The sequence below is a fragment of the Nostoc sp. KVJ3 genome, assembly GCF_026127265.1.
Classification (GTDB): domain Bacteria; phylum Cyanobacteriota; class Cyanobacteriia; order Cyanobacteriales; family Nostocaceae; genus Nostoc.
Window position 1 is genome coordinate 1401056 of sequence record NZ_WWFG01000001.1, and the last position, 26445, is coordinate 1427500.

18 protein-coding genes, 1 tRNA gene, 1 rRNA gene and 1 pseudogene (1 of these 21 running past the window's edge) are annotated in these 26445 nt (G+C 42.2%); 7 read left to right on the plus strand and 14 right to left on the minus strand.

Going from position 1 to position 26445, the window contains the following annotated elements; translation table 11 throughout:
- Positions 1–69: 69 nt before the first annotated feature.
- The gene (locus GTQ43_RS05715) at positions 70–2550 is read left to right on the plus strand and encodes an S-layer family protein (RefSeq protein ID WP_265271430.1); all 2481 of its coding nucleotides are present in this window, start codon (positions 70–72) and stop codon (positions 2548–2550) included.
- Between the two features lie 48 nt (positions 2551–2598).
- Positions 2599–3219, plus strand: coding sequence for a hypothetical protein (locus GTQ43_RS05720; protein ID WP_265271432.1), 621 nt, complete (start codon positions 2599–2601; stop codon positions 3217–3219).
- Between the two features lie 221 nt (positions 3220–3440).
- Here the strand turns inward: GTQ43_RS05720 and GTQ43_RS05725 are convergent, their stop codons facing one another.
- The gene (locus GTQ43_RS05725) at positions 3441–4823 is read right to left on the minus strand and encodes an FAD-binding oxidoreductase (protein WP_265271434.1); all 1383 of its coding nucleotides are present in this window, start codon (positions 4821–4823) and stop codon (positions 3441–3443) included.
- Between the two features lie 454 nt (positions 4824–5277).
- On the opposite strand from GTQ43_RS05725, the gene recA reads away from it, so the two are divergent.
- A complete protein-coding gene (gene recA, locus GTQ43_RS05730; protein WP_179074924.1) occupies positions 5278–6357 on the plus strand; it encodes a recombinase RecA in 1080 nt (359 codons plus the stop codon).
- Positions 6358–6860: 503 nt separating this feature from the next.
- On the opposite strand, the gene GTQ43_RS05735 is transcribed toward recA, so the two are convergent.
- The 3 genes from GTQ43_RS05735 to GTQ43_RS05745 all read right to left on the minus strand — a co-directional run bounded on the left by GTQ43_RS05735 (position 6861) and on the right by GTQ43_RS05745 (position 11626).
- Positions 6861–7583 (minus strand): FHA domain-containing protein, encoded by a 723-nt coding sequence (locus GTQ43_RS05735; protein WP_265271438.1) that lies wholly within the window; start codon positions 7581–7583, stop codon positions 6861–6863.
- A 981-nt stretch (positions 7584–8564) separates the two neighbouring features.
- Positions 8565–10169: a serine/threonine-protein kinase gene (locus GTQ43_RS05740; protein ID WP_265271440.1), complete on the minus strand. Its 1605-nt coding sequence runs from the start codon at positions 10167–10169 to the stop codon at positions 8565–8567.
- Between the two features lie 626 nt (positions 10170–10795).
- A complete protein-coding gene (locus GTQ43_RS05745) occupies positions 10796–11626 on the minus strand; it encodes a phytoene/squalene synthase family protein (protein ID WP_265271442.1) in 831 nt (276 codons plus the stop codon).
- 1371 nt (positions 11627–12997) lie between these two features.
- Here GTQ43_RS05745 and GTQ43_RS05750 point away from each other — a divergent pair.
- Positions 12998–13816, plus strand: coding sequence for a TlyA family RNA methyltransferase (locus tag GTQ43_RS05750; RefSeq protein WP_265271444.1), 819 nt, complete (start codon positions 12998–13000; stop codon positions 13814–13816).
- Here the strand turns inward: GTQ43_RS05750 and GTQ43_RS05755 are convergent.
- The 4 genes from GTQ43_RS05755 to GTQ43_RS05770 form a co-directional block, all read right to left on the minus strand.
- On the minus strand, positions 13813–14073 hold the full coding sequence (locus GTQ43_RS05755) for a Calvin cycle protein CP12 (protein ID WP_265271446.1): 261 nt from the start codon (positions 14071–14073) through the stop codon (positions 13813–13815). The genes GTQ43_RS05750 and GTQ43_RS05755 overlap by 4 nt on opposite strands.
- Before the next feature lie 172 nt (positions 14074–14245).
- Positions 14246–15601: a DUF697 domain-containing protein gene (locus GTQ43_RS05760; RefSeq protein WP_265271448.1), complete on the minus strand. Its 1356-nt coding sequence runs from the start codon at positions 15599–15601 to the stop codon at positions 14246–14248.
- 12 nt (positions 15602–15613) lie between these two features.
- Positions 15614–16627 (minus strand): glycosyltransferase family 2 protein, encoded by a 1014-nt coding sequence (locus GTQ43_RS05765; RefSeq protein WP_265271450.1) that lies wholly within the window; start codon positions 16625–16627, stop codon positions 15614–15616.
- 14 nt (positions 16628–16641) lie between these two features.
- Positions 16642–17346, minus strand: a complete 705-nt coding sequence (locus GTQ43_RS05770) for a C40 family peptidase (protein ID WP_265271452.1) — start codon at positions 17344–17346, stop codon at positions 16642–16644.
- 9 nt (positions 17347–17355) lie between these two features.
- Here GTQ43_RS05770 and GTQ43_RS05775 point away from each other — a divergent pair, with 9 nt between their 5' ends.
- Positions 17356–18288: a class A beta-lactamase-related serine hydrolase gene (locus tag GTQ43_RS05775; protein WP_265271455.1), complete on the plus strand. Its 933-nt coding sequence runs from the start codon at positions 17356–17358 to the stop codon at positions 18286–18288.
- A gap of 259 nt (positions 18289–18547) precedes the next feature.
- Here GTQ43_RS05775 and GTQ43_RS05780 read toward each other — a convergent pair whose 3' ends face one another.
- The 3 genes from GTQ43_RS05780 to GTQ43_RS05790 all read right to left on the minus strand — a co-directional run bounded on the left by GTQ43_RS05780 (position 18548) and on the right by GTQ43_RS05790 (position 21502).
- The gene (locus tag GTQ43_RS05780) at positions 18548–20203 is read right to left on the minus strand and encodes a purple acid phosphatase family protein (RefSeq protein WP_265271456.1); all 1656 of its coding nucleotides are present in this window, start codon (positions 20201–20203) and stop codon (positions 18548–18550) included.
- Between the two features lie 410 nt (positions 20204–20613).
- Positions 20614–20685: transfer RNA gene (locus GTQ43_RS05785), tRNA-Gly, on the minus strand.
- Positions 20686–20899: 214 nt separating this feature from the next.
- Positions 20900–21502, minus strand: coding sequence for a GerMN domain-containing protein (locus GTQ43_RS05790; protein ID WP_265271458.1), 603 nt, complete (start codon positions 21500–21502; stop codon positions 20900–20902).
- Between the two features lie 184 nt (positions 21503–21686).
- Here GTQ43_RS05790 and GTQ43_RS05795 point away from each other — a divergent pair.
- Positions 21687–21779, plus strand: a pseudogene (locus GTQ43_RS05795) (response regulator); the annotation flags it as partial.
- A 108-nt stretch (positions 21780–21887) separates the two neighbouring features.
- On the opposite strand, the gene GTQ43_RS05800 reads toward GTQ43_RS05795, so the two are convergent.
- The 3 genes from GTQ43_RS05800 to rsmA all read right to left on the minus strand — a co-directional run bounded on the left by GTQ43_RS05800 (position 21888) and on the right by rsmA (position 24213).
- On the minus strand, positions 21888–22217 hold the full coding sequence (locus tag GTQ43_RS05800) for a DUF3082 domain-containing protein (RefSeq protein ID WP_265271460.1): 330 nt from the start codon (positions 22215–22217) through the stop codon (positions 21888–21890).
- A gap of 77 nt (positions 22218–22294) precedes the next feature.
- The gene (ispE, locus tag GTQ43_RS05805; protein ID WP_265271462.1) at positions 22295–23269 is read right to left on the minus strand and encodes a 4-(cytidine 5'-diphospho)-2-C-methyl-D-erythritol kinase; all 975 of its coding nucleotides are present in this window, start codon (positions 23267–23269) and stop codon (positions 22295–22297) included.
- Positions 23270–23364: 95 nt separating this feature from the next.
- A complete protein-coding gene (rsmA, locus tag GTQ43_RS05810) occupies positions 23365–24213 on the minus strand; it encodes a 16S rRNA (adenine(1518)-N(6)/adenine(1519)-N(6))-dimethyltransferase RsmA (RefSeq protein ID WP_265271464.1) in 849 nt (282 codons plus the stop codon).
- 792 nt (positions 24214–25005) lie between these two features.
- Between rsmA and GTQ43_RS05815 the strand changes: the two genes are divergently transcribed.
- Positions 25006–26445, plus strand: a 16S ribosomal RNA gene (locus tag GTQ43_RS05815); it runs 51 nt beyond the window's last position.

The window sequence follows — 26445 nt, forward strand, 5'->3', positions numbered from 1 at the left end:
TGCTGGTTATGTTAGCAATAATACTATTTAGGGAACTTTAATAATTAGGATATGAATAGTAACTAACTAATGAAAGCTACCTTGCTTTGGTTGAATTTGGTGAATGGAATCATGACAGTTGGAATGCTGTTACCTTTGGGGCCAATACTTCTGGGGAATGAATCTGCCAACGCCCAGGTAACTCCCGATGGCAGTTTGAATACTACTGTCTCCAAAACTGGCAATAACTTCACCATCACCAATGGCGATCGAATTGGTAACAATCTCTTCCACAGTTTCAGCCAATTTAGCGTTCCCACCAATGGCTCGGCTTTCTTCAACAATGCCGCAGATGTGCAGAATATCTTCAGTCGTGTAACTGGAGGCAGTATTTCCAACATTGATGGTTTAATTAAGGACAATGGTAGTGCTAACCTGTTTTTGCTCAATCCCAATGGGATAATTTTCGGTGCAAATGCTCAACTGAATATTGGCGGCTCGTTTATTGGGACGACTGCTGACAGTATTAAGTTTAGCGATGGTGTTGAGTTTAGCGCCATAAGTCCCCAATCTGCTCCATTATTGAGTATCAATGTTCCCATTGGTTTACAACTAGGCAGCAATCCAGCACCGATAGATGTTCAAGGTACAGGACACTCCTTGGCTATTACTAGTGGGCTAGTTCTAGCTCCCATCACACGGATTCCCAGTTCGACAAAATTGCAAGTACAGCCTGGAAAAACCTTGGCGTTGGTGGGTGGAGACTTACATCTCAATGGAGCAACCTTGAATGCCGAACAAGGACAAGTAGAATTAGGCAGTGTGAACGGTGCAGGACTTGTTAGCCTGATACCAAACCCACGGGGCTATACATTAGGGTATGGAGATATCCAAAACTTTGGCGATATTCAACTAGCAGCGCGATCGCTATTAGATGTGAGTGGGATCAATGCTGGTGGTGTTTATATTCAGGGTGAACAAATTCAATTTACTGATGGATCTCTGGTACTGGCGCAAAATTTAGGCAGTCTCCCTGGTGGTGATATTCGCCTCCAGGCGACAAAAGCCATTAATCTCATAGGCACAACACCCGATGCCACAATTCGGAGCGGGGTTCGCAATGAAGCTCTGGGTAGGGGAGCTGGTGGAAATATCAGCGTGATTACTCCCAGCCTCACCCTCAAAGCGGGAGCGGGGTTAAGTAACTCAACAATCGGGTCGGCTCCCGGTGGCAATATTCAAATTGAGGCGATGGCGATTGATTTATCTGGCTTCTCACCTATTAATCCTAGTGTTATCACCACCATCAACAGTACTACCTTAAGTATGGGGAATGCTGGTGATGTCGTCATCAATGGTAATAGTCTACTAATATCAAGCGGCGCTTCACTGTCTTCGAGTACATTCGGCAGTGGGTCTAGTGGTAAAGTGACAGTTAGCAACAATAATACCACAGTGACGGGAGAAAACCCTTCAGGATTTTATAGTAATATCGGTATAATTACATTTGCCACCGGAAATGCCAAAACCTTAACCTTGAATACCGCCAACTTGCAAATTCTGGATGGGGGAGCGGTTCTCGCCACAGCATTTTTTGTTGGGAATGGAGGAGATTTGAGCATTAATGCCACTGAATCGATTACAGTTAGCGATCGCGGCAGGACAAATAACAGCAACATTAATGCATCCACTATTCGACCCGATCCCCTATTGCGGCAGCGGTTTGGTCTGCCAGATATACTGATGGCTAATGCAGGTACTGTAAGTATTATCACCCCAAAGTTGATATTGACCAATGGTGGAACGGTCAGTGTCACCAGTCAAGGTAGTGGCAATGGTGGCAATGTGAAGATTAATGCAGATACGATCAAATTAAATCATCAAGGGTTTATCCAAGCCCAAACAGAATCCGGTAATGGTGGCAATATTACCTTAGAAACCACAAACCTGTTGTTTCTAAGGGACAATAGCCTGATTACCTCAACAGCTAGCGGTAATGGTAATGGGGGTAACATCAATATCAATGCACCTATCATTGTTGGATTAGAGAACAGTGATATTGTTGCTAATGCAGTACGAGGTCATGGTGGTAACATCCAAATCACTACCCAAGGCATCTTTAGTCTGAAATTTCGCGATCAACTCACACCAGATAATGATATTACCGCCAGTTCCGAGTTGGGCGTGAATGGTAATGTGCAAGTTAATACCATTGGTGTCGATCCAAATGCTGGCTTAGTGGAACTACCAGCAAATGTCACCGATCCATCGCAGCAAATAGCTAGTGGTTGTTCTGCAAATCAAGGCAGCCGCTTTGTTGCCACAGGAAGGGGTGGGATACCGCAAAATCCAACGCAGGAAGTGAGGAGCGATCGCCCTTGGTCTGATATCCGCAATCTGAATGCATACCGCAAAAATAACACAGTCACAATCCAAATTCCTGAATCCCCACAGATGCTTGTCCAATCGACAGGTGTGCGTCGTCGGGCTGATGGAAAAATCGAGTTAGTTGCAGATAAACTTTTTACACAAGTTCAACAACCATTAACATGTGCTGGGATTTCCAGATAACATGATACTGTATTCAATTAAAAATTCCTTAAACTGAAGGATAGTTTTATGTCCTACAGCGAGTTTAATCTAGCTAAAGCCAAACAAACTTTTGGCTTAACTACGTTTGAAAAACGCGATATTTTCGCTGCGACTGCCGAACTAACTGCCAGTAACTTACTCACAGAAACTCTCAACTATAATCTAGCGATCGCTTTGGCTAGCAATAGTGAAAAAGCACGTTCTGAATTAATTATTGCCCCAATTTTAGTCGATTTACGCCGACAACTAAAGGAACAAATTAGTTTATTCTCTGGGATAGATTTTACTGTTGACGATAGCAAAGGATTAAATGGCATTTGTGATTTTATTATTACCAAATCTCCAGAAATTTTGATTGTAACAGCGCCAGTAATTACTGTTGTAGAAGCGAAAAAAGAGAACATTAATGCAGGTTTGGGTCAGTGTGCAGCAGAAATGGTAGCAGCCCAAATTTTTAATAAACAAGCGGCAAGTGAAATTAAAACAATTTATGGTGCAGTCACAACAGGTAGTATTTGGCAATTCCTGAAACTAGAAGCACAAATATTAACGATTGACTTGAGTGAATATTATCTCAAAGATGTGAATAAAATTCTCGGTATTTTAGCTAGTGGCATTTTTTCAGAAACATCAGCAACAAAGATATAGCAATCCTAAATCATTTATGAAAACCTGCATTATACAAGCATTAAACTGTGCTGAGGTTCCCAAAAGTTAACTGTGGCACATGACCACCACTTTTGAGTCAGTTTCTTTTACAACTTGGGCTATCTACTGAGTCGCGGTGGTCTGTGTCAGATGGGAAACGGATTGAGGATCGTGAACCGGAGAAGTTTGCTCAACTGATTCATCTGTAAAGCAAAGCTAGTTTAGGGTTTGATGTTCTGGTTGAGATGGAAAATGTTTTCAGGATCGTACCGCTTCTTCAGCTGCACCAAGCGATCGTAGTTAGCTCCATAAGCCGTTGCAACGCGATCGCCCTCTTCTTCGGTGAGGAAGTTCACATAGGCACCAGCAGATGCATAGGTCGCAGAAGCTTGGAAAAACTCACGTGCCCACGCAATGCATCTCTCATCGTCCGCTGCATCATCCCATCTTCCATGCACATTAAGCACAAACTTCGCATCTCGATGATAATATGCCATAGCATCCGCCGAGACACGGTTGGATGCTCCGGCAATGAATCCGATGAAGATTTCGCACTGTGGTGAGGGTAGCTTACCTGCAAATTCTGCGATCGCATCTAATGCTCCATCCCGTAACTCTGTGAAATTATGAGATTTCCAGTAGTTCCTTGCACCCCGTGTCAGCAAGGGGTCAAATGCTTGCTGCCATTCTACGTATGACTGAGTACCGATGTGTTCTCCATAAGCATCTCCAAAATGGCGCAGAGGTTCGATCAGTTTCTCACCCTCTACAATATCGCCTACATAAAAGACAGGCAGTACAATGACCTCTTTGCCATGCACACTTTCAGGAAGAAAAGGCAATGGCGGAGCCTTGCGAAGAACCACCCACACATTGAGTTCTTCAGGGGCTGATTCAACAAATTGCCGATACTGTGTCAGAACCTGTTTTACTTGGCTAAACGGAAAAACAATCAACCCAGCCAATATTTCCGGCCCCACAGGATGGAGTTCAAATTCAAACTCAGTGACGACACCAAAGTTCCCGCCGCCACCTCGAATTGCCCAAAAAAGGTCAGCGTTTTCGTTTTCGCTGGTTCGGATCTTATTCCCGTCTGCTGTGATCGCTTCCGCAGAAACAAGATTATCGATCGTCAGTCCGTACTTACGAGTCAACCAACCGAAACCGCCCCCCAAGGTAAGACCTGCAATACCTGTCGTTGAATTAATTCCGACTGGAGTTGCTAACCCATGTAGCTGTGCTGAAGAATCAAAATCGCCAAGTGTCGCACCTGGTTCGACATAGGCCCGCCTCTTCTGAGCATCAATACGGACATTTTTCATGGTTGAAAGATCGATCGTCACGCCGTTATCACACACCGCATTCCCTGCGATGTTATGTCCAGCGCCCCTGATTGATATTTCAAGCTTGTTCGCACGCGCAAATGCGATCGCCTGGGAAACGTCATTGGCTTCTGCACACTGGACGATGACAGCAGGTCGCCGATCAATCATCGCATTCCATATTTCCCGAACTTCGTCATAGCGTGGATCGTCTGGAAGCACCACATGCCCCTTCACATTGGTTTTTAGTCTCTCAATAGTCTCATTCAGCAATGTTGTCATAACATTCCTCTCTATTCCTCTAAAGGAAGTACACAAGTCAGTTAAAACTTTTACCTTTCTAATTTTCCTGCTGTTTAACGGCTCTGTTCACCTACCGTTAGAATTATTGACTTTTTTTTAATTAAAAATTAAAAGCTACCAGCATCATTTCTGTTGCGCCTTGGCTAACACGTTCAAATGCTTACCAGTACAGTTCTACTGACAGATTTATTTTTTCTTTGAAAACCCTTGCTTACCCAGCCAAAAAAAGCTATCTCTGAATGCAAGTTGGTATCATTGTGCGAAACTACACTAATCTGGTAGCGATCGAGTTACGATCTTGTCACAACCTTTTTTGATTTGAGAAGTCCTATTCCAGAATTTTCTGGTTAAAATAGTATATCTGTTCTACTCAAATTCCAAAACCAACACTCCTTAAAACCATATATTTAGATTAGAGGCATTAGAGGCAGAAATGGCTATCAACACCGATACTTCCGGCAAGCAAAAAGCGCTGACAATGGTGCTAAACCAGATTGAGCGCAGCTTTGGTAAAGGGGCAATCATGCGCCTGGGGGACGCTACCCGGATGCGGGTGGAAACAATTTCTAGTGGAGCGCTTACCCTAGATTTAGCATTGGGTGGTGGTTTACCCAAGGGACGGGTAATTGAAATTTATGGGCCGGAAAGTTCTGGTAAAACTACAGTAGCGCTACATGCGCTCGCCGAAGTACAAAGAAATGGCGGTATTGCTGCCTTTGTTGATGCTGAACACGCCCTTGATCCTACTTATGCTGCGGCATTGGGTGTAGATATTGACAATTTGCTGATTTCCCAACCTGATACTGGCGAATCAGCTTTGGAAATTGTCGATCAGCTTGTTCGCTCTGCTGCGGTTGATATTGTAGTCATTGACTCAGTCGCAGCACTGGTTCCCCGTGCTGAAATTGAAGGGGATATGGGTGATATTCACGTTGGTTTGCAAGCGCGGTTGATGAGCCAAGCCCTGCGTAAAATTACGGGTAACATTGGTAAATCTGGTTGTACAGTAATTTTCATTAACCAGTTGCGGCAAAAAATCGGTGTTACCTACGGTAGCCCAGAAACTACAACTGGAGGTAATGCATTGAAGTTTTACGCTTCGGTGCGCTTGGATATTCGTCGAATTCAAACCTTGAAGAAAGGTACAGATGAATTTGGTAATCGCGTTAAAGTCAAAGTCGCCAAAAATAAAGTAGCGCCGCCCTTCAGAATCGCGGAATTCGATATTATTTTTGGTAAAGGGATTTCTACCTTGGGTTGTATTGTAGACTTGGCAGAAGAAACTTCCATTATTGTCCGCAAGGGGGCTTGGTATAGTTACAATGGCGATAATATCTCCCAAGGACGAGACAACGCCATTAAGTATCTAGAAGAAAAGCCTGAATTTGCTGAGGAAATTAAGAAACTGGTACGTGAAAAGCTCGATAAAGGCGCTGTTGTTTCTGCTAACTCTGTAGCTAAAGCCAGTGAAGAAGATGAAGAGGAAGATGTAGATTTAGAGCCAGAAGAGTAAGGAATTTAGATTTATTAATCTACTTGAGGGTAAAATTTCTTTAAGCTCGATATCCAAAGGCTGAAAAAGCTGGAGAGACGCGAAAGCATATAGCGGGACGTTCGCGATAGCGTCTCGTAGAGAAGTATAATTTCGCGTCTCTACACTATCCGCTAGATGAGAATTTTAGTCTTATCTGAACCGGATTGTGCTATTTACGACGACGAGTAATCATTTTATTGCGTTTATAGTTGCAATAGTGTGAAATTAGGGGTACAAGAATATTGTGCCCCTAAAAATTGTTTAGACTTCACACAATTTTTTATCAAGAAAGGCAGAGGGCAGAAGGCAGGAGGCAGAAGGAATACTGTTTTCTGCCCTCTGCCACGACCAGAGGGAGTAAGGGTTTAAGACCCCCACTGAACTTCGTTTCAGTGGCCCCGATTAAGGAGAGGTCTGAATCCCCTTCTTAATTGTCCCTTCTGCCCTCTGCCTCCTGCCTTCTGCCTTCTTCAACTAGGATTTTATGGGATTTGTCTGCTAAAAAAGCGGTCTAAAATTTCTGATTTCTGTTCTGAACTAAAGTTGTCATAATGATGTTCAAACTTCTCAAATAGCCGAGAATCTCTGAAAATCTCTAAATTATCATCCGCTTTTCCCGCTATAGATTTTTGTTTATCATGTGAAGAAGCAAGTATTTCTACTTGATTGTTATTCTTGTGATGCACAAGCTGCATCAATAACTCCATTGCTACAGTTGGCAAAACGCGGGACTTGTAATTTACGAAAAAATCAAAAGTCATATTGCCTAGACGGATGCGATCGCCATCTTTCAGCTTGATTGGCCCAAAAGCGCGATCGCCATTCACAAAGGAGCCATTAGTACTGTTGAAGTCTATAAAGTAGAAGCCTTGATCGTCAATATATTGAATAGCCGCGTGACGACGAGACATATAATTATTAGCAATGCAAATACCACTGTTGTGATTACGACCTATTGTCCATATCTGTTGTGGCTGTCGTAAACTTTGAGTCTGGTTATCACACAAGTTAGTCATCAAATAAACGGCAGCAGTATCCACTACACCATGTACGTAACATAACTTCATCTTTCTCAACAACAGTTGAGATAGGTTTTCTAGTTGAAGAATTTCATCTAGAAGACTGCTGTCGTGTTCATACAACTTGAGGAATACCTGATATAAAGTTAATCTCCGTTCTATTTCTGTTTGTGCAAAGTTAGCCATGATATGTAAACCTTGTATGACCTGATTTCGGTTGTGAATATTCTGCTTCAGCCTACAATCAGGGATAATTAATTAGTTTTTCACTTTCTGCTGTAATCTGAAAAATTGAGTGGCTTAAGAGCATTAGATTTTACAGCTTTTAAGTGCGAAATTTCTTGTTGTTTATAGTCACAAAAAGCATGAAAATATTTATGTAAAACTATTGTGATGCTTTATTATTTATTGTAAATAATCATTTGTTATTTGTAACAGATAAAAATCATAAAGATTTGATTAAGAATTACCAGCGATCTGCGTATTTTCGCTATAGAAGCGGGTAATTTTTAACATTTGCAAAAGCAATTACTATCTATCGAGCCACTCAACTGTAACAATCCTGAGTCACTCCTGATAAATTAAGATCCACTACTTCGTAAACGTTGTCGGGAATCTGTGGGTTGTAATTCTCACAAATCAAATGGGATTGCTATAAGTAATCGCACAGAATTATTTACCGAAGAAAGGTAGAGGCAGTTCTTGCTGAAGGCAGAAGGAATAAAATATATACAATGCGTCCTCTGCCACTTTCTTTTAAAGCCCCTAAATTCATTTATGAAGAAAGAAGAAAATATATATTTCGAGATGCGTAGCGCATATTTACTGCGCTCAATTCTTGAATCCCTTAAATTTATTTATGGGGATTACCTGCCAATACTGTTCGGTTAAGGTTATTTGATGAGAATATATAGATCCCAAATCCGCGATAAATCGCCGTCAGGACGAAGGATTGATTATTGTAAAGACGGCGATTTATCGCGTCTCTTGCCTTAACCGAACAGTTTTGGAATAAGAGTTAAGATATCAAACTAATAATGAAATTGAATCCTTGTGAGCCTTATAAAGTCAAATTTAAGACTTGATCCTTTCTAAGCTTACTTCAAAAGTAGTGAAGTAATCTGGAAGCCAGAGCAAGACACTGGCTTCAAAATCTAAACTTTCAACTTACAATAAACCTCGCTTACCATTAGGGCGGATAGTCATCCAATTTGTTTTTGCTAGTGCTAACTGATCGTCAGAAATTTTGGCACTGGTGAGGTTAGCACCACACAAATTAGCTCCTCGGAGGTTAGCATTGCTGAGATAAGCATTGCTGAGGTCTGCACCTCGCAGGTCTGCCCCTTCTAAATCAGCATGATTAAAGTATGCTTTGCTCAAATTAGCATCCTTAAGATTTGCTCTAGCGAGACTGGCTCTGCCAAAGTCACTATTGTGAAGATTAGCTCCCTGGAGATTGGTTTTTTGTAATTGTGTGGAATGGAAATTTGTTCCTGATAAGTCAGCACCTTGCAGGTTCAGCAAACTTAAATTGTGGAGAGCAAAATCTCGTCTTCCCTTTTGATAGGCAGTCAACAAACCTTGGCTATCTAACTTACGCTCAACTTTAGAATTTTGAGCTTGCGAACTATTACTGTTGCTGTTAGCTAAAGTAGTTGATTTGCCCATCGCAGAACCTTGGTGTAATCCCGCGGCTTCTGCTGCCTTGGCTCGTCTCGCCCGAATTGCTGCCGCTACCTGTGCCACTCCTGCACTTGTAACAGCAACAGAAGAGTTGTTACATAAAACGGCAGAATTTTCTAGATGGTTGTGTGTTCGTTCTTTAGACCCAGTATCTGATTTAATCAGTAAACCCTTTGCTAAACTTTCTAAGTATGGTTCTATTTCCAATGCTCTGAGAACTTCTGTCGCTGACTGATAGCGATTACGTACAGACACCTCTAACATTTTTCGCAATACACCACTCAAGTGATCGCTCACTTGCACAAGATGCTCCCACATCATTTCGCCAGTGTTGGGATTGTAATCTAAATCTTTAGGAGTTTTGCTAGTTAGTAAAAAAATGCATGTCACCCCCAGAGCATAAATATCACTGGCATAGACTGGACGCATAGCCATTTGTTCTGGAGGTGCAAAACCAGGAGTACCAATTGCATAAGCAGTTAATGCTGTTTGTCCTGATTGACTTATCGCTCCTTGGGTAACTTGGTTTTTGACGGCACCAAAGTCGATAAGTACCATTCTGGCATCTTGAGTACGGCGAATTAAGTTTGCTGGCTTAATATCACGGTGGATCACCTTTTGCTCGTGAATATATTGTAGTAGTGGTAGAATCTCGCTTAAAAATTGCTTGATTCCAGTTTCGCTCAAGATGCCGTTAAGTTTGACCTCCTCCTGCAAGGTATCACCGCTAATGTATTCTTGAACTAAGTAGAATTGTTCATGATCTTCAAAATAGTCTAATAATCTTGGTACTTGGGGATGATTGCCAATTTTACCTAGAGTCTTGGCTTCTCGTTCAAAGAGTTCTCTGGCCATCTGTAAAACGTGTGGGGCGCTTCCTGATGGGCGTAATTGCTTGATTACGCAACTCGGTTCTCCGGGTAAGCCTTGATCGTTGGCTAAGAAGGTTGCTCCAAAGCCACCTTGACCTAATGGTTTGATCACCTGATAGCGATCGCGCAACAGTAGTTGCGAGCCACAAGACTGACACCTTTGGTTATATACCAAATTTTCTGGATTGGGACAGATAGGATTTAAGCAGTAGCTCATGCACTGTCAACTCGCTGCACGAATAATCACGGGGAGCGTTACACTCTCTTTTAATTATTTAGACATTAATTAATTCTTGCCAGGTAATTTTTGCTGGAAATCCTTTGAAGAGTTCCTAAAGTTTAGCTGAGATTACGTAAATAATTCACCAGAACAAGATAACTTATTATACTTACACTTAAAAACAGTATTTGAGCTACTTTCTTATGGGTAGTATTGTTTTACACTTATACAACAGCATTATGATAAGGGCTGTGTATCCGTAATTCAAAATCAAAAATTAGTATTAAAAAAAATTAGTGAATTTTAAGTCCTCACCAAGAGATAACTTCCATATTTTTTATATCTAGTTAACATACTTTTATTTATTCTCGCCTACTTTCTTAGAAGACACTCCCCAAAGCCAGTTGTTCTACTTGGGGAGACACGCCAATGCTTCACTTGGGGATACTCCTTGGCGCTAGCCTTTCCCTTTGGGAGAAGACCGCATTGGCTCCCCATCGCCCTTGGCATCTCCCCTTGGCAAAAGACTACACTGACTTCCTTACAGAAAATCCCTGTATAATTTTGGATATCCAAAATATGGAGACAATTGACAATTGGCTCCATTAGTCCTTAAGAGACTATTAACTGGCTTTCATGTTCACACTAATCAGTTGTTCGATCAGTGCAAAGACATCACTGCGGCTGAGTTTCTCTTTACCATTAGCAAGGGCATCAAGAGTGCCATTAGCCAAGGTTAAGGGAATTTGGCAAAAATCTAAAGCTGGACCGGTAGGAAGGTCTTTGGTATAAGCTTCAGCCAGGGTTAGGTTGCGTCGCGCATACTCTTGCATATTTGCTGCACTCCAACCCTCCGGGAAAAAGTCTACCCCACGCCCCAAGTCTTCAGTATGGTTACGCAGGATATTAACTGCTTGTAAACCCCGACCAAACCCAATTGCCTGGGTACGGTTCGTTTGCGTTCCATCGTACCAAGTCCATAAGTCCGAAAGTAATAATCCCACTGCACCTGCAACCCCAAAGGTATATCGATCCAAATCAGATTCTGTATAAATTTTCCAGTTTCTTTCTGCCCAGTAAGCCATTCGGTCTGCCATTGCAGCAGTCGCATCCCAAATACGAGGTGCAATGGTTTCTGGTGCTAGCAGCGACCATTCTCTAATCCTCACAGTGACTTCTTCTAAGGTATTCTCATACCCACTAAATCCTGCGAAGAAAGCATCTACTGCAAAGCCATCAACTCCTGCCTGTAATGTCAGGCTAATCGTTCTTAACAGCTTTGCTTTAGTAACATTATCTAGTTCAGGATGATCTTCAATTTCATCAATAGCACGCATACACAAATATGCTGATGCTACTGCTTCTTGCAATCCTGGCGGTAAGATACTAATTGGGATATAAAATGTTCGGCTAGTTTCTTTGAGGATTTGCAATGCATCTCTACGTAAATTCATGTTTTCACTCCCCGATTGATTTTTGCACCACATGAAGTTTGCAGTTTTTTGATGATACTGGATATAGTTTTGACTAAACCTTAAAAACTATAGACTATAAGATACGCTAGTATTTCATCTGAAAATTAATAGTTTTTGGTGTTGCAATTAACAAAACTCTCAAATTTATCAAAGTCTAATCCAGTATATAAGGTTTTGGTTGCAAAAATGTGTACGGTGTCGTTTGATATAGCTTTCATCAACTTTTAGTGTATATACAAATAATTATGCTAATATTTGGTAAATTACCGCGAGATTGTTCCATGAGCAAGCGCCCATTTTATGGATTTGAAAGCATTTTAAGTCTGCGTTAATCTGACTAACAAAGTATAAATATTGTATATATAAAGACAATTCAGGAAAAGCTGGTAACGGATGACGTAACTCTACTGGCATGGCATACATAAATTGGTGCAATAGAAAAATTTGGTTATAGTTCTAAACTTGAATTTTCCAGAAATTTTTAATCCACTATTTTCTTGTATCGCGCCAGTACGTATCTTTAGATGTGAAAGACAGCTTGTGAAAGGGTTAGGGTTAAGTGAAATTGGACATAGAAGGCTACGATGCGTGGGTTAGGCTATACCTAAGTTTGGTCGGTTATAGTGGGAGGCTCCTGGCTGTTAAAGGTGACATAAAGTGACAATAGTTCAGAACAAGAAGTTCCCGTATACAAGGCTTTTGCTATTAAATTGCAAAATTGTAAGGGCGTAAAGCCATCATTGGTGTCAACTTAGGGAAAGAAATATAATCTAGAAGCATGAACATAGATGTTCCTAATTATACGCCATTCCAAAACAACGTTCTGCGTATAAAGGGAACCCAGACCTGTGGCAGTAAAAATATGTACTAGCACCGATAATCGAAGAAAAAGAATTATTTCGCTGCTTTTACCAAATAATTGGAAACCATTAGGGTGAAATGAAAACCCTAAAAGATCGTGAAAATCGATACGCAAAAGAAAAGATTCTAATTTTATTATTAATGAATCATGAAAAAACTGATCGAGAGATTAGTAAATATTGAGATATTGCATATCCAAATATTAGGAGCATTAGATTATATAGCGGTTCTCATTCAAATGTGGTAGAACATCATTTCGTAAGGTGTAGGGGCAATTCATGAATTGCCCCTACGGGTGTACCTCACATAAATGAGAACCGCTATATTATAAAGAAATATGTGAATTTCAAAATGATAATGGTATGTAGTTAAGATCGCTCATGAATTAAACGAATTAGCCGATCGGAACTAGAAGCGTTATGAGCCACAATAGAAGTTGCCGATGTTTATCGTGCTTTGGTTTGAATCTTACCAGGAGAGTCTATTTAATTGGCTAAACAGCGACTCGACACACTATTAGTAGAGCTAAATTTATGTTCTTCTCGGGCCTTAGCACAACGGTTAATTCAGGCGGGGGAAGTAACTGTTAATCAGCAGTTAGTTGATAAACCTGGTACAGAAGTTGATATTACGGCTCAAATAAATATTAAGGAGCGATCGCCTTTTGTTTCTAGAGGTGGTGAAAAACTTTCTAAAGCTTTGTCAGTATTTGCCATTCCTGTAGCAGAGCGCATTTGTCTGGATGGTGGAATTTCTACTGGTGGTTTTACTGATTGTCTCTTACAAGGTGGAGCAAAACAAGTTTACGGTATTGATGTCGGTTACGGGCAAGTTGATTGGCGGTTGCGAAATGATTCGCGGGTGATTTTGCGGGAACGCACCAATTTACGGCAACTACAACCAGATGAGTTATATGGTGAGAATGACCAGATTCCTGATTTGGCGGTGGTTGATGTATCATTTATTTCTTTAACCAAGATTCTACCTGCTTTGTGGCAACTAACTCAAGCTAATCGAGAAGCTGTATTGTTAGTCAAGCCACAGTTTGAAGTTGGTAGATCCCGTGTGGGTAAAAAAGGCGTTGTGCGAGATCCAAACGACCAAGCTGATGCTATTTTCCAAGTTTTGCAAGCAGCCCACGGATTAGGATGGAAATACAAAGGCTTAACTTGGTCGCCGATCACAGGCCCGGCTGGGAATATCGAATATCTTTTGTGGTTGGCAATGGAAAGTGAAACACAATCACCTTATTTAGAGGTAATTAAGCAAATCACGCAATCAGCGATAAGTGATTTACGGAAAAGTTAAACGTCGTAGATAAGACATTCTACGGAAGCTGGATGGCGATCGCAATAATTCTCCAAAGAGGTTTTATGTGGTTTTCCTTGCTGTTGATGAGCTTTTTCGGCTTGCAATTCTTCCACAATGTCCCAGGCTACGGCACAACCAGCAGAATTACTGCCGTCTAGCTCACAAGTTGCACGAGCTTCATTAATGGCTTCAGTAATAGCTTCTTGAAGATTTGCCGCGCCAGTAGTTTCAAATGATTTGAGGGTAGTTGTCATGATTCTTTCACCATTAATTTACGTAGATAGATATTAGGAAATAGTTCTATAATTCCTGTTCCCTCAATCTTGCATCCCAAATTGGAGATGTCAGTCAATTGTCAGAAGAGCTTGATAGAAGTTCATAAACACTTGTAAACGGTAACAAATTCTTAACAAAATTTATTTATTCTCAATATTTTATGCCTAACTCTTGTCGCAGACGATACAGAATTGTATTTTGGTCAACTTGAGAGAGAATTTCTTGAATGACGCTGCTAGCACCCAACTGTCCCCAAGTGCAGCCTTTTTCGAGATAGACTTGGGCGGCTTTGCCAACGGAGTATGCCCCATAGCCAGCGATACCAGCTTGAGCGATCGCACTGCCAGCAAAAGCAGTAATATTACTAGGATTATCACCACTGGTTATTGCCGCAGTAGTTTTACTTAAACCCAGAAGAAAACTACTACCTAATTCTCCCAGTAGCAAGCCACCAGAACTAAATAAAATCGTTTTTAAAATTTTCCCGGCTTCATAGCTAGTCATTGGTAAACCATATAATCTAGCTAAAGCGCGAATTAAAGCTAAATCAGCAACAGTTCCGCCCAGGATGTCTAAGAAGGCGATGGGATTGAGCATTACTGCCAAAGCTTTGTATTTGGTAAATTGCCAAATCATCTCTTCAGCTTGTTGTTCGCGGAAATCGATGGTTTTTTGAGCGATCGCGGCTTCTGCATCTCGTGCTTGAATCAGTGCATTTAAAGCCAGAAGTGATCGCCCTTCCCGATTGAGAATATTCAGAATTGTCTCTTTGAGTTCGTCTACTTGCGGGGGTGGTGTCTCCCATTCATAACTGACACGCCCATCAGGCCATTCAACCCGCACTTCCATTGGTGCTGGTTCTGCTGCCACCATGACAATTTCATCAGGTAATAACGGCTTTGCGTGAGGATTCCCCGCACCCAATTGTTGTAAATTTTGGTAAATCGCTCCCTGGTCTGTATCTGGGTAAAGGTCTATTTTGTTAAATACTAAAATCAGGGGTTTTTGCGATCGCCTTAACTCCAACAGTGCTTGATACTCAGTGCGTGTAATATCACCAGACACGACAAACAAAATCAAATCCGCCTGATGCACAACTTCTCGGGCCATATCCGCCCGTGACTCACCCTCAATTTCATCTAATCCGGGGGTATCAATTAACTCTACGAGGACTTTACCTCCTGACTGCCATCGCACCGAACGAGGCCATTGAGTGACACCGTTCAGAGGCCCAGTTTGCAGAATCTTATCTCCCAGCAAAGCATTTAAAACTGCTGACTTTCCCCGACTCACCAAACCAAAGGCAGCAATTCTAATCACATTAGAATCCAGCTTGTTGAGTGTGGAATTTAAAGCTTCCAATTCCGGTTTCAACAAACCCGCCAATTCCGGGTTAAATGACAACTGTCCTGACTTACGAAGATATCCATACCAAGACAGCGCTTGTCTGAGACTGGCGCGGGCGCGATTTAAATGAGTTTCTTGCAGATTACGCGAACTTGACATAATATCGTTATGCTATTTAACATTTTTTCCTACTACCTCTCGCACGCGATAGATAGGCCGTCCTTGGGATTCATGGTATGTACGCATAAGCAATTCTGCCAAAAGACCGAAGCAAAATAACTGCACTCCAGTTACTAGCAAGAGAACTGCTAAAATTAGCAGAGGGCGATTGCCAATCATTTCACCTAAAGCCAACTTGACAAAAGTCAAGTAAATTCCGATCGCTGCGCCCGAAAACATTGAAATTAAGCCCAACAGCCCAAAAACGTGCATCGGGCGGGTGAGAAACCTTTTCATAAACAGAATAGTTAACAAATCCATCAACACCCGGAATGTCCGCCAAATGCCATACTTACTGCGACCAAAACGACGGGCGTGATGACGCACGGGTATTTCAGTAATTCTAGCTCCTTCAATATAGGCCAAAGCAGGTAAAAATCGGTGTAATTCCCCGTAGAGATTCATATCTGCCAACAGTTCTGCACGATAGGCTTTCAACGAACAACCATAGTCATGAATATTGACGCTAGTGGTGTGGCGAATTAGCCAATTGGCAATTTTGGAAGGAAGTAACCGATTTACAGCACCATCTTGGCGTTTTTGTCGCCAACCACTCACCAAATCGTAACCCTCATCCAGCTTTGCTAATAACATGGGGATATCAGCCGGATCGTTTTGAAGATCGGCATCTAAAGTGACAATCGCTTTCCCGACTGCATAATGAAACCCAGCAGCCATCGCCGCAGTTTGTCCATAGTTGCGACGCAAAATCACCGCCTTTAAATCAGTGCGGCTTTGCGCCTCTTTTTTCAGAAAATCCCCGGAACCATCGGTAGAACCATCATCCACACAAATAATTTCATAATTTACCTGACTAGAGGATAAAGTAGATGCGATCGCCTCTAATAAAAGCGGCAAACTTTCCACTTCATCATGTATCGGTACCACTACCGAAACATCTGGGACAATTGCGGAAATCGCCCCATTTACCTCGCTCACCCCTTGCTCAACCAACCCACTCCTCATATACCTCAGCGTCCTCAGCGTCTCTGTGGTTCGTAACTCTTAAAAACCCTACCAGCCCCTCGCAGCTGCTGATAATAGGACTGACTAACCCCATCTCCCAGTTCCGAGAGAACATCAATCCCAATCCCATCTCGTCCCCGATCTTTCCCAGAACTATGAATGTAACAACCATCCGCCAAATAAAGTCCGACATGAGTTGCTTTTTCGCTAGTTCCAAAAAATACCAAATCCCCGGCAACTAATTCTCCAATAGTAATTGGTTGGGTGAATCCTTCCTGTTGATAGGCATCTCTAGGTAGCCAAATTCCCACCGAAGCAAACGCGGCTTGCATCAACCCAGAACAGTCATAATTTGGCCCAACTGTACCACCCCAAAGGTAATAATTGGATTGTTGCATCGCTTTTTGGGTAAAGGCAATGACCTCTGCTAAAAGTTTTTTAATCTCAGATTCAGAAAAGGTTGCAGCCTGATAAGCTACAGTAGCAGGTTGTAATGCATCAAAATCTGAAAGTGATACCCATCCTGGATAGTCATCTTCACACAAATACACCTCAACCGCTAAATTTTGATGATTTGATGTTACCCACAAATGTCTTCCAGATACAGCTTGAGTTGCTAAACACATACATTCAGGAGAATCATATAAATTAAGGTCAGCGATACACTGATACTCCCCTGATGTTAGATTTTGGATTTTGGATTTTAGATTAAAGGACATTATTAGAGAATGATTTTTTTCAATAAAGACGAACAACTAGAAAATATTGGTAATGGCATTTTAGATGCAACTTGGGCAGCATTTCCGACTTTAGCCCGGAATCAAATTGCTCTAACTTGGGTTGTTTACGATCCACCAGTGCTAGTAAATACTGGTGGGGCGCTTACTCCCAAAGCTTTTTGGGATCATCCAGTCCGTGGTTTTACTTATCGCGGTGTTGAGCGAATTTATCCCGCCAGTGTAGTCAAGTTATTTTACCTGGTGGCGGTAAATGAATGGCTAGAAAAAGGCATGACTCAAACCTCCAAGGAGTTGGAACGCGCCTTGCGGGATATGATTGTCGATTCTAGTAACGATGCTACTAGCTTGGTTGTGGATATTTTGAGTGGTACTACATCGGGGCCAGAATTACCAACGGGGCCTTTTGAAACCTGGAAATATCAACGTAATATCATTAACCGCTATTACCAATCATTGGGTTGGGAAGAAATGGAGACGATTAACGCCTGTCAAAAAACTTGGGGTGATGGCCCTTATGGACGGGAACGGGCATTTGTGGGAGAGTTGCTAGAAAATCGGAATATGTTGACAACAAATGCGATCGCCAGGTTACTCCATAGTATTGTAGGTGGAGTGGCGGTTTCCAGTACGCGATCGCAAGCAATGATGGCTTTACTCAAACGGACTCTGGATAATGTGTCTTCTGACGGCGAAGAAAATCAGGTGACAGGTTTCTTAGGTGGCGGACTTCCTGAAAATGCTCAAATTTGGTCAAAAGCAGGTTGGACAAGTCAAGTCCGCCATGATGCCGCATATATTGAGTTACCAAATCAGCGCCCCTACCTCTTAGTAGTATTTACTGAAGGTAAAGCTCAGGCTAAGAGTCAGGCTATCTTGCCCTTTGTTTCTAAACTAGTTGCCGAAGCGATTAGCAGTCTATAATCCAACAGCATAGATTAAGCATTTCTTTCTTCTCTCTGCGTTTTCTGCACGGCAGTTGCTTCTCCTGTCGGAGACGCTGCGCGAACAAGTCGGGCATTGCCCGCCCAACGCACTGCCTCGCCTCTGCGGTTCGTTAAAAAAATAAAGATTTTTAATCTTAACTGAACCGTATTGGTATATAGCAATCCTAAGTCATTCGTGAATCAAAAGATCCCCGACTTCAAGAAGTCAGGGATCTGAAGCTAACGCTCTTCACAAATCAAGTAGGATTGGTCTGTTTCAACTTAAATTCATCAAACCTCAATACTTCCGAATCAGGTTTACGAGTATCAAACCGATAACTACTTATCGAACCTGTCCCCGTATCAAAGATACTAAAAACCGTAATATCATTACTCGAAATATAAGGTATCGGCTTACCATCTTCACCCAGCAAAGGAGAAATTGTTGGCACTATCGGTTCTAAACCATTAGGATCGCCAAGCTTAACATAATCCTCTTGATATCCAATTGGCACTTCTCGCTTTCTGTCACCCCAAGCAGCGCCGTAAGTATTGCCCACATTAGATGTTTCTAGAAAGTGCATTCCACTGGGACTAACAAAACGGTTCCACAAATGAGAATGCCCATAAAATACTAATTGCACATTAGCCGCTTCTAATAAAGGTACAACATCGCGGATCAGATAATCTGCATCTTTCGGGTATTCGTAACGCACTGCTTTGATATTATTACCATCCCGTTCAATTATTTGAACTGGTTCTGTATAGGCAGGAACTATATTATCGCCTAAAGTATGGGGCGGATGATGGAACATCACAACTTTATATTTTGCTTGTTTAAATTCAGGGCTATTGAGTTCTGCTTTTAGCCAATTATATTGCTTGCTACCTTTAGCAATTGGTTCATAAATTAGCTGTCCATAACCCCAATTTTCAGGATTATTTAAATCCTTTTCGGCTTCTAGATATCTACCTTTACGCTTTCCATCTAAATTGGGAGTCCGCCACATATTTGTAGCGTACAGTACCACCAAGCGCGCATCACCAAAGGTAACTGCATAATACCTTTTTCCACCCTCCTTACTTTCTGGTAAAGAGAAAATTTCTTCATAAGTATTAGTATTAAAAGAATTATCTATTAAAGAATTGTCCTGGTAGATTTTTTGAGCGACAACACGGGGAATTGTATCATCAAATTCACCATCTAAACTTTCCGCCCTAGCAAATCGTCCCATCACCTCATGATTGCCAATACAAGTAAACATGGGTGCATTTTGAATTATCTGCCCACCAGTATAGGTTGTCTTAACACCGTCGTGTGTCATGTTATATTTAGCACGACCTTGTAAACCAGGAAACAAAGCACCGCCACCATTATCATCAAACCATTCTGAGGCGCGATCGCTAACATTGACCAAATCACCAGCAAACCATACTCCATCAACTCGTCCAACCGTTTCTACAACTTTTTGCAGATTTGCCGATGTCATCGGCTTTAATTGATGGTCAGAAGTGAGTAAGATTTTTAATGGTGTATCTGGCTTGGGAGTGGCGGCGAGGCTAAAAATATCACTACTAACGCTCTTCTTATCTTCTCGCACACTGGTAACACGATAATTTACCCGTATATTAGGAATCAACCCAGTTACCTCAGCTTCATGTCGCCAAATGTCACGCTGAACAGGTTTGTGATGCACTTCGCCGTCTTTAGTTTGGTTTGCAACTCTTGATTGCTGATCTTCACGAGTGCGACTGAGTTTGGTGGTATTTGCCTTAGCAATTAGTTTGAGCTTTTCACCGTAGGTTACTGTATGGTTAACACCAGCAAACTCGGTAAACCAAACTACTCGCACTGAGGTTTCAGTTGGCAGTTGCAAAAACGGGTCGGTGAGCAGTTGGGGTACTGATGTCATAATTGTTTGCCCAAATGAACGCACACTTACCAGAGTAAAGCATATAACCAGCACAAGCATAGCCACTAACGAGATTTTACGGCTGCTTTTGTGTCTAAGCATAAGTAATATACTAAATTTTCTAGGGTATTCAACAACTGAGCCAATATTATAATTAGCCTTTTTTGCAGACAGGTTTAAAAATTTATTTGTATCAAATACACCGTCAAGTCGCTTCGCTCCAATTAAAAATTAAAAATTATTAATTAAAAATTGCAATCAGTGGGGGCTTGTACCCAAAATTAATTAATTAAAAATTAATTAAAAATTATTCTTCTTCTTAATTTTTAACTTTTAATTAAAAAAAGGTCAAATACCAAGAGAGTCCAAAAAACTCTCAAGATTTGTCCTAAATAAAGTTTTCTATTAAAAGCGGGCGATGGGACTCGAACCCACGACGTTCACCATGGGAAGGTGACATTCTACCACTGAATTACACCCGCAAATTGCTGCTATAAATTTATATTTTCGGAGAAATTATAACACTATTTATAGCTGTTTTCAATTGACTAGAACATAGACTGTTTTTGCAACCATTCTTGGCCATGCTTAATTTAATAGGACTTACGCAAAAACTCTCTGAAACTCTTATTTCTCCATGTCCTCTGCGTCCTCTGCGGTTTGATTTTCCCTTACCAGTGCGTAAGTCCTGTTTAATTAAAGAACAATATCTTCACCTCGCTCAGTAAAGCGAACCTCTTTAATATTCCATTGGTCATTACTTGTTAGGGTTTTGCGGAGACTGCCAAACAGAGCAAACTGTTCACAACTAGAAAGAGAAGCTATTTGTCGCTTTGAATCAGGAGATATTCGTAAATCAACTGTAGCAATACCATTTTTGATATTGACACGATACCCAGACAAGTTAAAGTCGCTTGTATCTCGTTTTTCCAAAATTTTACTCACTACATTTGTCACTACTTCCTCAGCTAGTACTGAAACTTTTTCGGGAACGAGTTTTTGGCACTGAGAATCACTTGTGTATAGTGTAACGGTAGTAGTTTTGCTAGTGGCAGCCTTAAAAGTTGAGGAAGGTGTATTTTCTTTAGTAAGTTCTGGATTAGGAGATTTTTCTCTTAACTGAGCTACGCTAGGAATTTGGCTGGTAGTCTGTGACGATGAGCTATTCGTTGGTGTTGTCGTAGCGGATGGTGTTCCGATGTCAATATTACGAGCCGTGGGTTTAGAACTACAACTACTGAGGCTGACAACCATTGTCACAAAAATAAGGGGTAAAAAATATCTCTTGGTTGTGTTCATAAGTTTTGCTCATATAGTGATGTTACTGCTATCAACTTCAGTGTCAATGGTATCAATTCCGCATAAATTTGTGAATTTTCAGCCAGTCCATAAAGTGTTAACCCAAAATCTATTAAAGTCAAGGGCAACCATACAAAGAAATTAAAACATCCTCTGGCTCAAGGCTGTGATGCCATGCTAAGAAGATGTTCGTAAGGGTATGTAATTGGGAACAGACGATTATCTAACTAAACCTTCTACTATAGAGGATTTGCTCAGAGCGATCGCTGTCCGATTATAAAAGCAAGCTTTCTTAAGGTATTGATTGGTAAGCTACTAACTATCGAATGTCAGCAGTACGTCTTTTATTCACTTGTACCTTTGGGTTGCTGATTAAAAGCAATTACTAATTTTCACTACTTTTTTGCTTGGTAAATTGCTGCATTAATAATTGCACTCCCAAAGCCAACAAACCAATTGCTACTATACCAAATATCCCGCTTCCTAAAGCAACTACACCGACAACCAGAGTCCGAACAGCAGAAGAAATCTTGATTACCAATGGATTAATTGAATGAAGAGGTTTAGTAGCAAAATTTGTAGCGATCGCAATCATCAGCGAATACATTGCATATCCCATTCCTCCAGAAATTACCGCCCCAATTAAACAACGCAACGGACTAGCTGCCGCCTGTATTTTAGTATCCGTTGGTGGTGTTAAATTTTGGTCACTCATAGGATTTTAGATTTTGGATTGGGACATTAGGAATAATTTTTGTCTATTTCTATACTTCATTAACAAAAAAGAATTATTTAAACAGACGATGCCACTTTAATACCATGAGTGATTGTCCGAGTTACAAACAATTCTAAATCCTCATCAAGAATTGCTTTCCTTACTTGCAGCTTAACCTGTTCTGCTTGCTGTTGAGACTCAAAAAGAGCAAATACTGTTGGCCCAGAACCAGACATCATTGTTCCTAAAACGCCTTCCTGATTGGCAAACACTTCTCGCAACTGCAAAACTTGGGGATAGGCTGGCAATACCACGCGCTCTAAATCATTATGCAATTTTTGAGCAATTTCTCGCGTATCTTTATCCAAGATGGCTTTTACTATTGCTCCTGAATGAACTGCATTAGCACGCGCTGCCAAGTTATCGGTATCTCTAATATAAGAATGACCAAACTGCTGTCGGTAGGTTTTGTATGCCCAAGGCGTAGAAACTTCCAGACTGCGGTATTTCCCCAATACTATATATATATTATCTAAACTGGGCAGGGGAGAAAGTTGCTCACCCCTACCTGTTGCGATCGCAGTTCCACCAGCTACACAAAATGGTACATCTGAACCAAGTGTACCTCCCAACTCCTCTAATTCTGACTGAGTTAATCCCAACTTCCAAAGTAAATCTATCCCCACCAACACAGCTGCTGCATTCGTCGAACCCCCAGCCAACCCAGCCGCGACAGGAATCTGCTTATTGACGGTAATCTCCACACCCCCATATTTAGCAAAGGCTTGAGGAAATTGCCTCACCATTAATTCGGCTGCGCGGTATGCCAGGTTACTTTTATCTGTCGGTACTTGTGGATGGTTGCAGTGAACACGAATGCTGTCAGTGCTTATAGAACGCACATCAATTTGGTCTACAAGCCCGATACTTTGAAGTATCATAGCTAACTCATGATAACCATCGGGGCCTTGGCGTAGCCCGCCGGAGGCATCGCCAATGATTTCCAGATACAAATTGATTTTAGCAGGAGCAATAAGGCTGTAGGAAGGCATATTGAAAGCTAGAAGTTATAGGTTGCTAGTTGGGAATGGGTGAACTTCGGATTTTCAATCAAAGCAATCATCTATATCTATTCACTCTTAACTCCTCACTCCTCACTTTTAACTCCTAACTCATTTGCTAAGACTACCCATTGCTGAACACCGATATCTTCGGCTCTGGCTTGGGGATTTATTTTTAATTGTTCCAGTAAGTGGCTCAAGCGATCGCGTTCTACAACAGATTGCAAATTATTTCGTAACATTTTGCGCTTGGCACCAAATCCCAACTTTAAGAAAGTCTCTAGCTGTCGGGGATTAAGCGCTGGTATTTCTATTTTTCGAGGGCGCAATCGCACCACTGCTGAATCAACCTTTGGCGGTGGATGGAATGCGGCTGCTGGAACGGTGCAAATTAACTCACACTCGGCCAAATACTGTACCCGCACACTCAACGCCCCAAAGGTTTTTGACCCTGGTTTAGCATACAACCTTTCTGCCACTTCTTTTTGTACCAGCAATACTATAGAGTCAAATGGTTCGGGATTAGGGTTTGCGATCGTACCCAGTAGTTTCTCAATGATTGGCCCTGTAATATTGTAAGGAATATTGGCTACTACTTTATTTGGCTGTTGGAAATTGGGAAAGGCTACCAAATAAGATGGTAAATCCAGGGTGAGAAAATCGCCTTGCAGCAATAAGAAATTTTTAGTCTTACCCAGTTGCTTTGACAACAGTTGGCATAAGTCGCGGTCGATTTCAACTGCAATCAGAGATTGCACTAGGGGTAATAAACGACGAGTTAGAATGCCAGTTCCAGGCCCAATTTCCAGAATGCGATCGCCCTTTGCTTTGCCGGAGCGATCGCATTCTGTACACTCTGCTGCTTTAATAATTGCGTCGAGCGCCTTTTCACTTTTGAGCCAATGTTGAGCAAAGACCTTACGCGGTCGGATCATCTGTATTTATTGCCTAGTCTAGTTTTTAGCTTTTTCTCAAAAACTCATTATAAATTGTTAAATCCGTCTATACCGCTAGACTCACTGTAACGGATATTGAGCTAAGAGGTTGTTTGAAAAGTGGTTGGCTGTGATTTTAGGCACTTATTTATCCCCCCTAACCCCCTTAAAAAGGGGGGAATCGGAGTAAAAGTCCCCCTTTTCAAGGGGGACTTAGGGGGATCTAAAACGTTTTGCTACAGATAAAAGGACTTTTCAAACATCCTCTAAGGGACTTCCAAATAAAAATACTAATACTCAACTAATACTCAGCCTCTTCTTCTTGTCGTGTGGGCATCTTGCCGACTCATAGCCAAAGGCACTCATGTTGCCCACCCTAAAAGATTGGGTAATTCTATTTTGATTGGTTGGAAATCCCTAAGCGACTGCCTATCTTCGTCTTCTCGAAGAATTATCCACACAAGAAAGCTTCAGCTACTTCGTCTTTGCCTCCCTCCTGTTACTTAACCCATTCACCTGAAAGCAATACCAGTCAAGCGATTTGCCCTTTTAGAAAAAAAATAAATTTACCCCTTGACAAACTAGGGGACAAGTAGTTACTCTAGTTAAGTGGGAAAGCGAGAGAAGCCAACCACCACTGAACCTGAAAAACATAATACTTTGAAAGCTTAAAGAAAAAACCAATCCTCGTCAAAAGATTTTACTTTTGGGATTTCCCAAGAAGATGATCAAAATTAGTAACTAGGATTCCGGGAAATATTTTTTTTCGGAGCCACAAACTCGAAACACAACAAAACGGAGAGTTTGATCCTGGCTCAGGATGAACGCTGGCGGTATGCTTAACACATGCAAGTCGAACGGTGCTTTCGGGCACAGTGGCGGACGGGTGAGTAACGCGTGAGAATCTGGCTCTAGGTCTGGGACAACCACTGGAAACGGTGGCTAATACCGGATGTGCCTTAATTGGTGAAAGGTTAACTGCCTAGAGATGAGCTCGCGTCTGATTAGCTAGTTGGAAGTGTAATGGACTCCCAAGGCGACGATCAGTAGCTGGTCTGAGAGGACGATCAGCCACACTGGGACTGAGACACGGCCCAGACTCCTACGGGAGGCAGCAGTGGGGAATTTTCCGCAATGGGCGAAAGCCTGACGGAGCAATACCGGGTGAGGGAGGAAGGCTCTTGGGTCGTAAACCTCTTTTCTCAGGGAAGAACAAAATGACGGTACTTGAGGAATAAGCATCGGCTAACTCCGTGCCAGCAGCCGCGGTAATACGGAGGATGCAAGCGTTATCCGGAATGATTGGGCGTAAAGCGTCCGCAGGTGGCAATGTAAGTCTGCTGTTAAAGAGTCTAGCTCAACTAGATAAGAGCAGTGGAAACTACATAGCTAGAGTACGTTCGGGGCAGAGGGAATTCCTGGTGTAGCGGTGAAATGCGTAGAGATCAGGAAGAACACCGGTGGCGAAGGCGCTCTGCTAGGCCGTAACTGACACTGAGGGACGAAAGCTAGGGGAGCGAATGGGATTAGATACCCCAGTAGTCCTAGCCGTAAACGATGGATACTAGGCGTGGCTTGTATCGACCCGAGCCGTGCCGTAGCTAACGCGTTAAGTATCCCGCCTGGGGAGTACGCCGGCAACGGTGAAACTCAAAGGAATTGACGGGGGCCCGCACAAGCGGTGGAGTATGTGGTTTAATTCGATGCAACGCGAAGAACCTTACCAAGGCTTGACATGTCGCGAATCTTCTTGAAAGGGAAGAGTGCCTTCGGGAGCGCGAACACAGGTGGTGCATGGCTGTCGTCAGCTCGTGTCGTGAGATGTTGGGTTAAGTCCCGCAACGAGCGCAACCCTCGTTTTTAGTTGCCAGCATTAAGTTGGGCACTCTAGAGAGACTGCCGGTGACAAACCGGAGGAAGGTGGGGATGACGTCAAGTCAGCATGCCCCTTACGCCTTGGGCTACACACGTACTACAATGCTCCGGACAGAGGGCAGCAAGCATGCGAATGCAAGCAAATCCCGTAAACCGGAGCTCAGTTCAGATCGCAGGCTGCAACTCGCCTGCGTGAAGGAGGAATCGCTAGTAATTGCAGGTCAGCATACTGCAGTGAATTCGTTCCCGGGCCTTGTACACACCGCCCGTCACACCATGGAAGCTGGTAGTGCCCGAAGTCATTACTCCAACCATTCGTGGAGGAGGATGCCTAAGGCAGGACTGGTGACTGGGGTG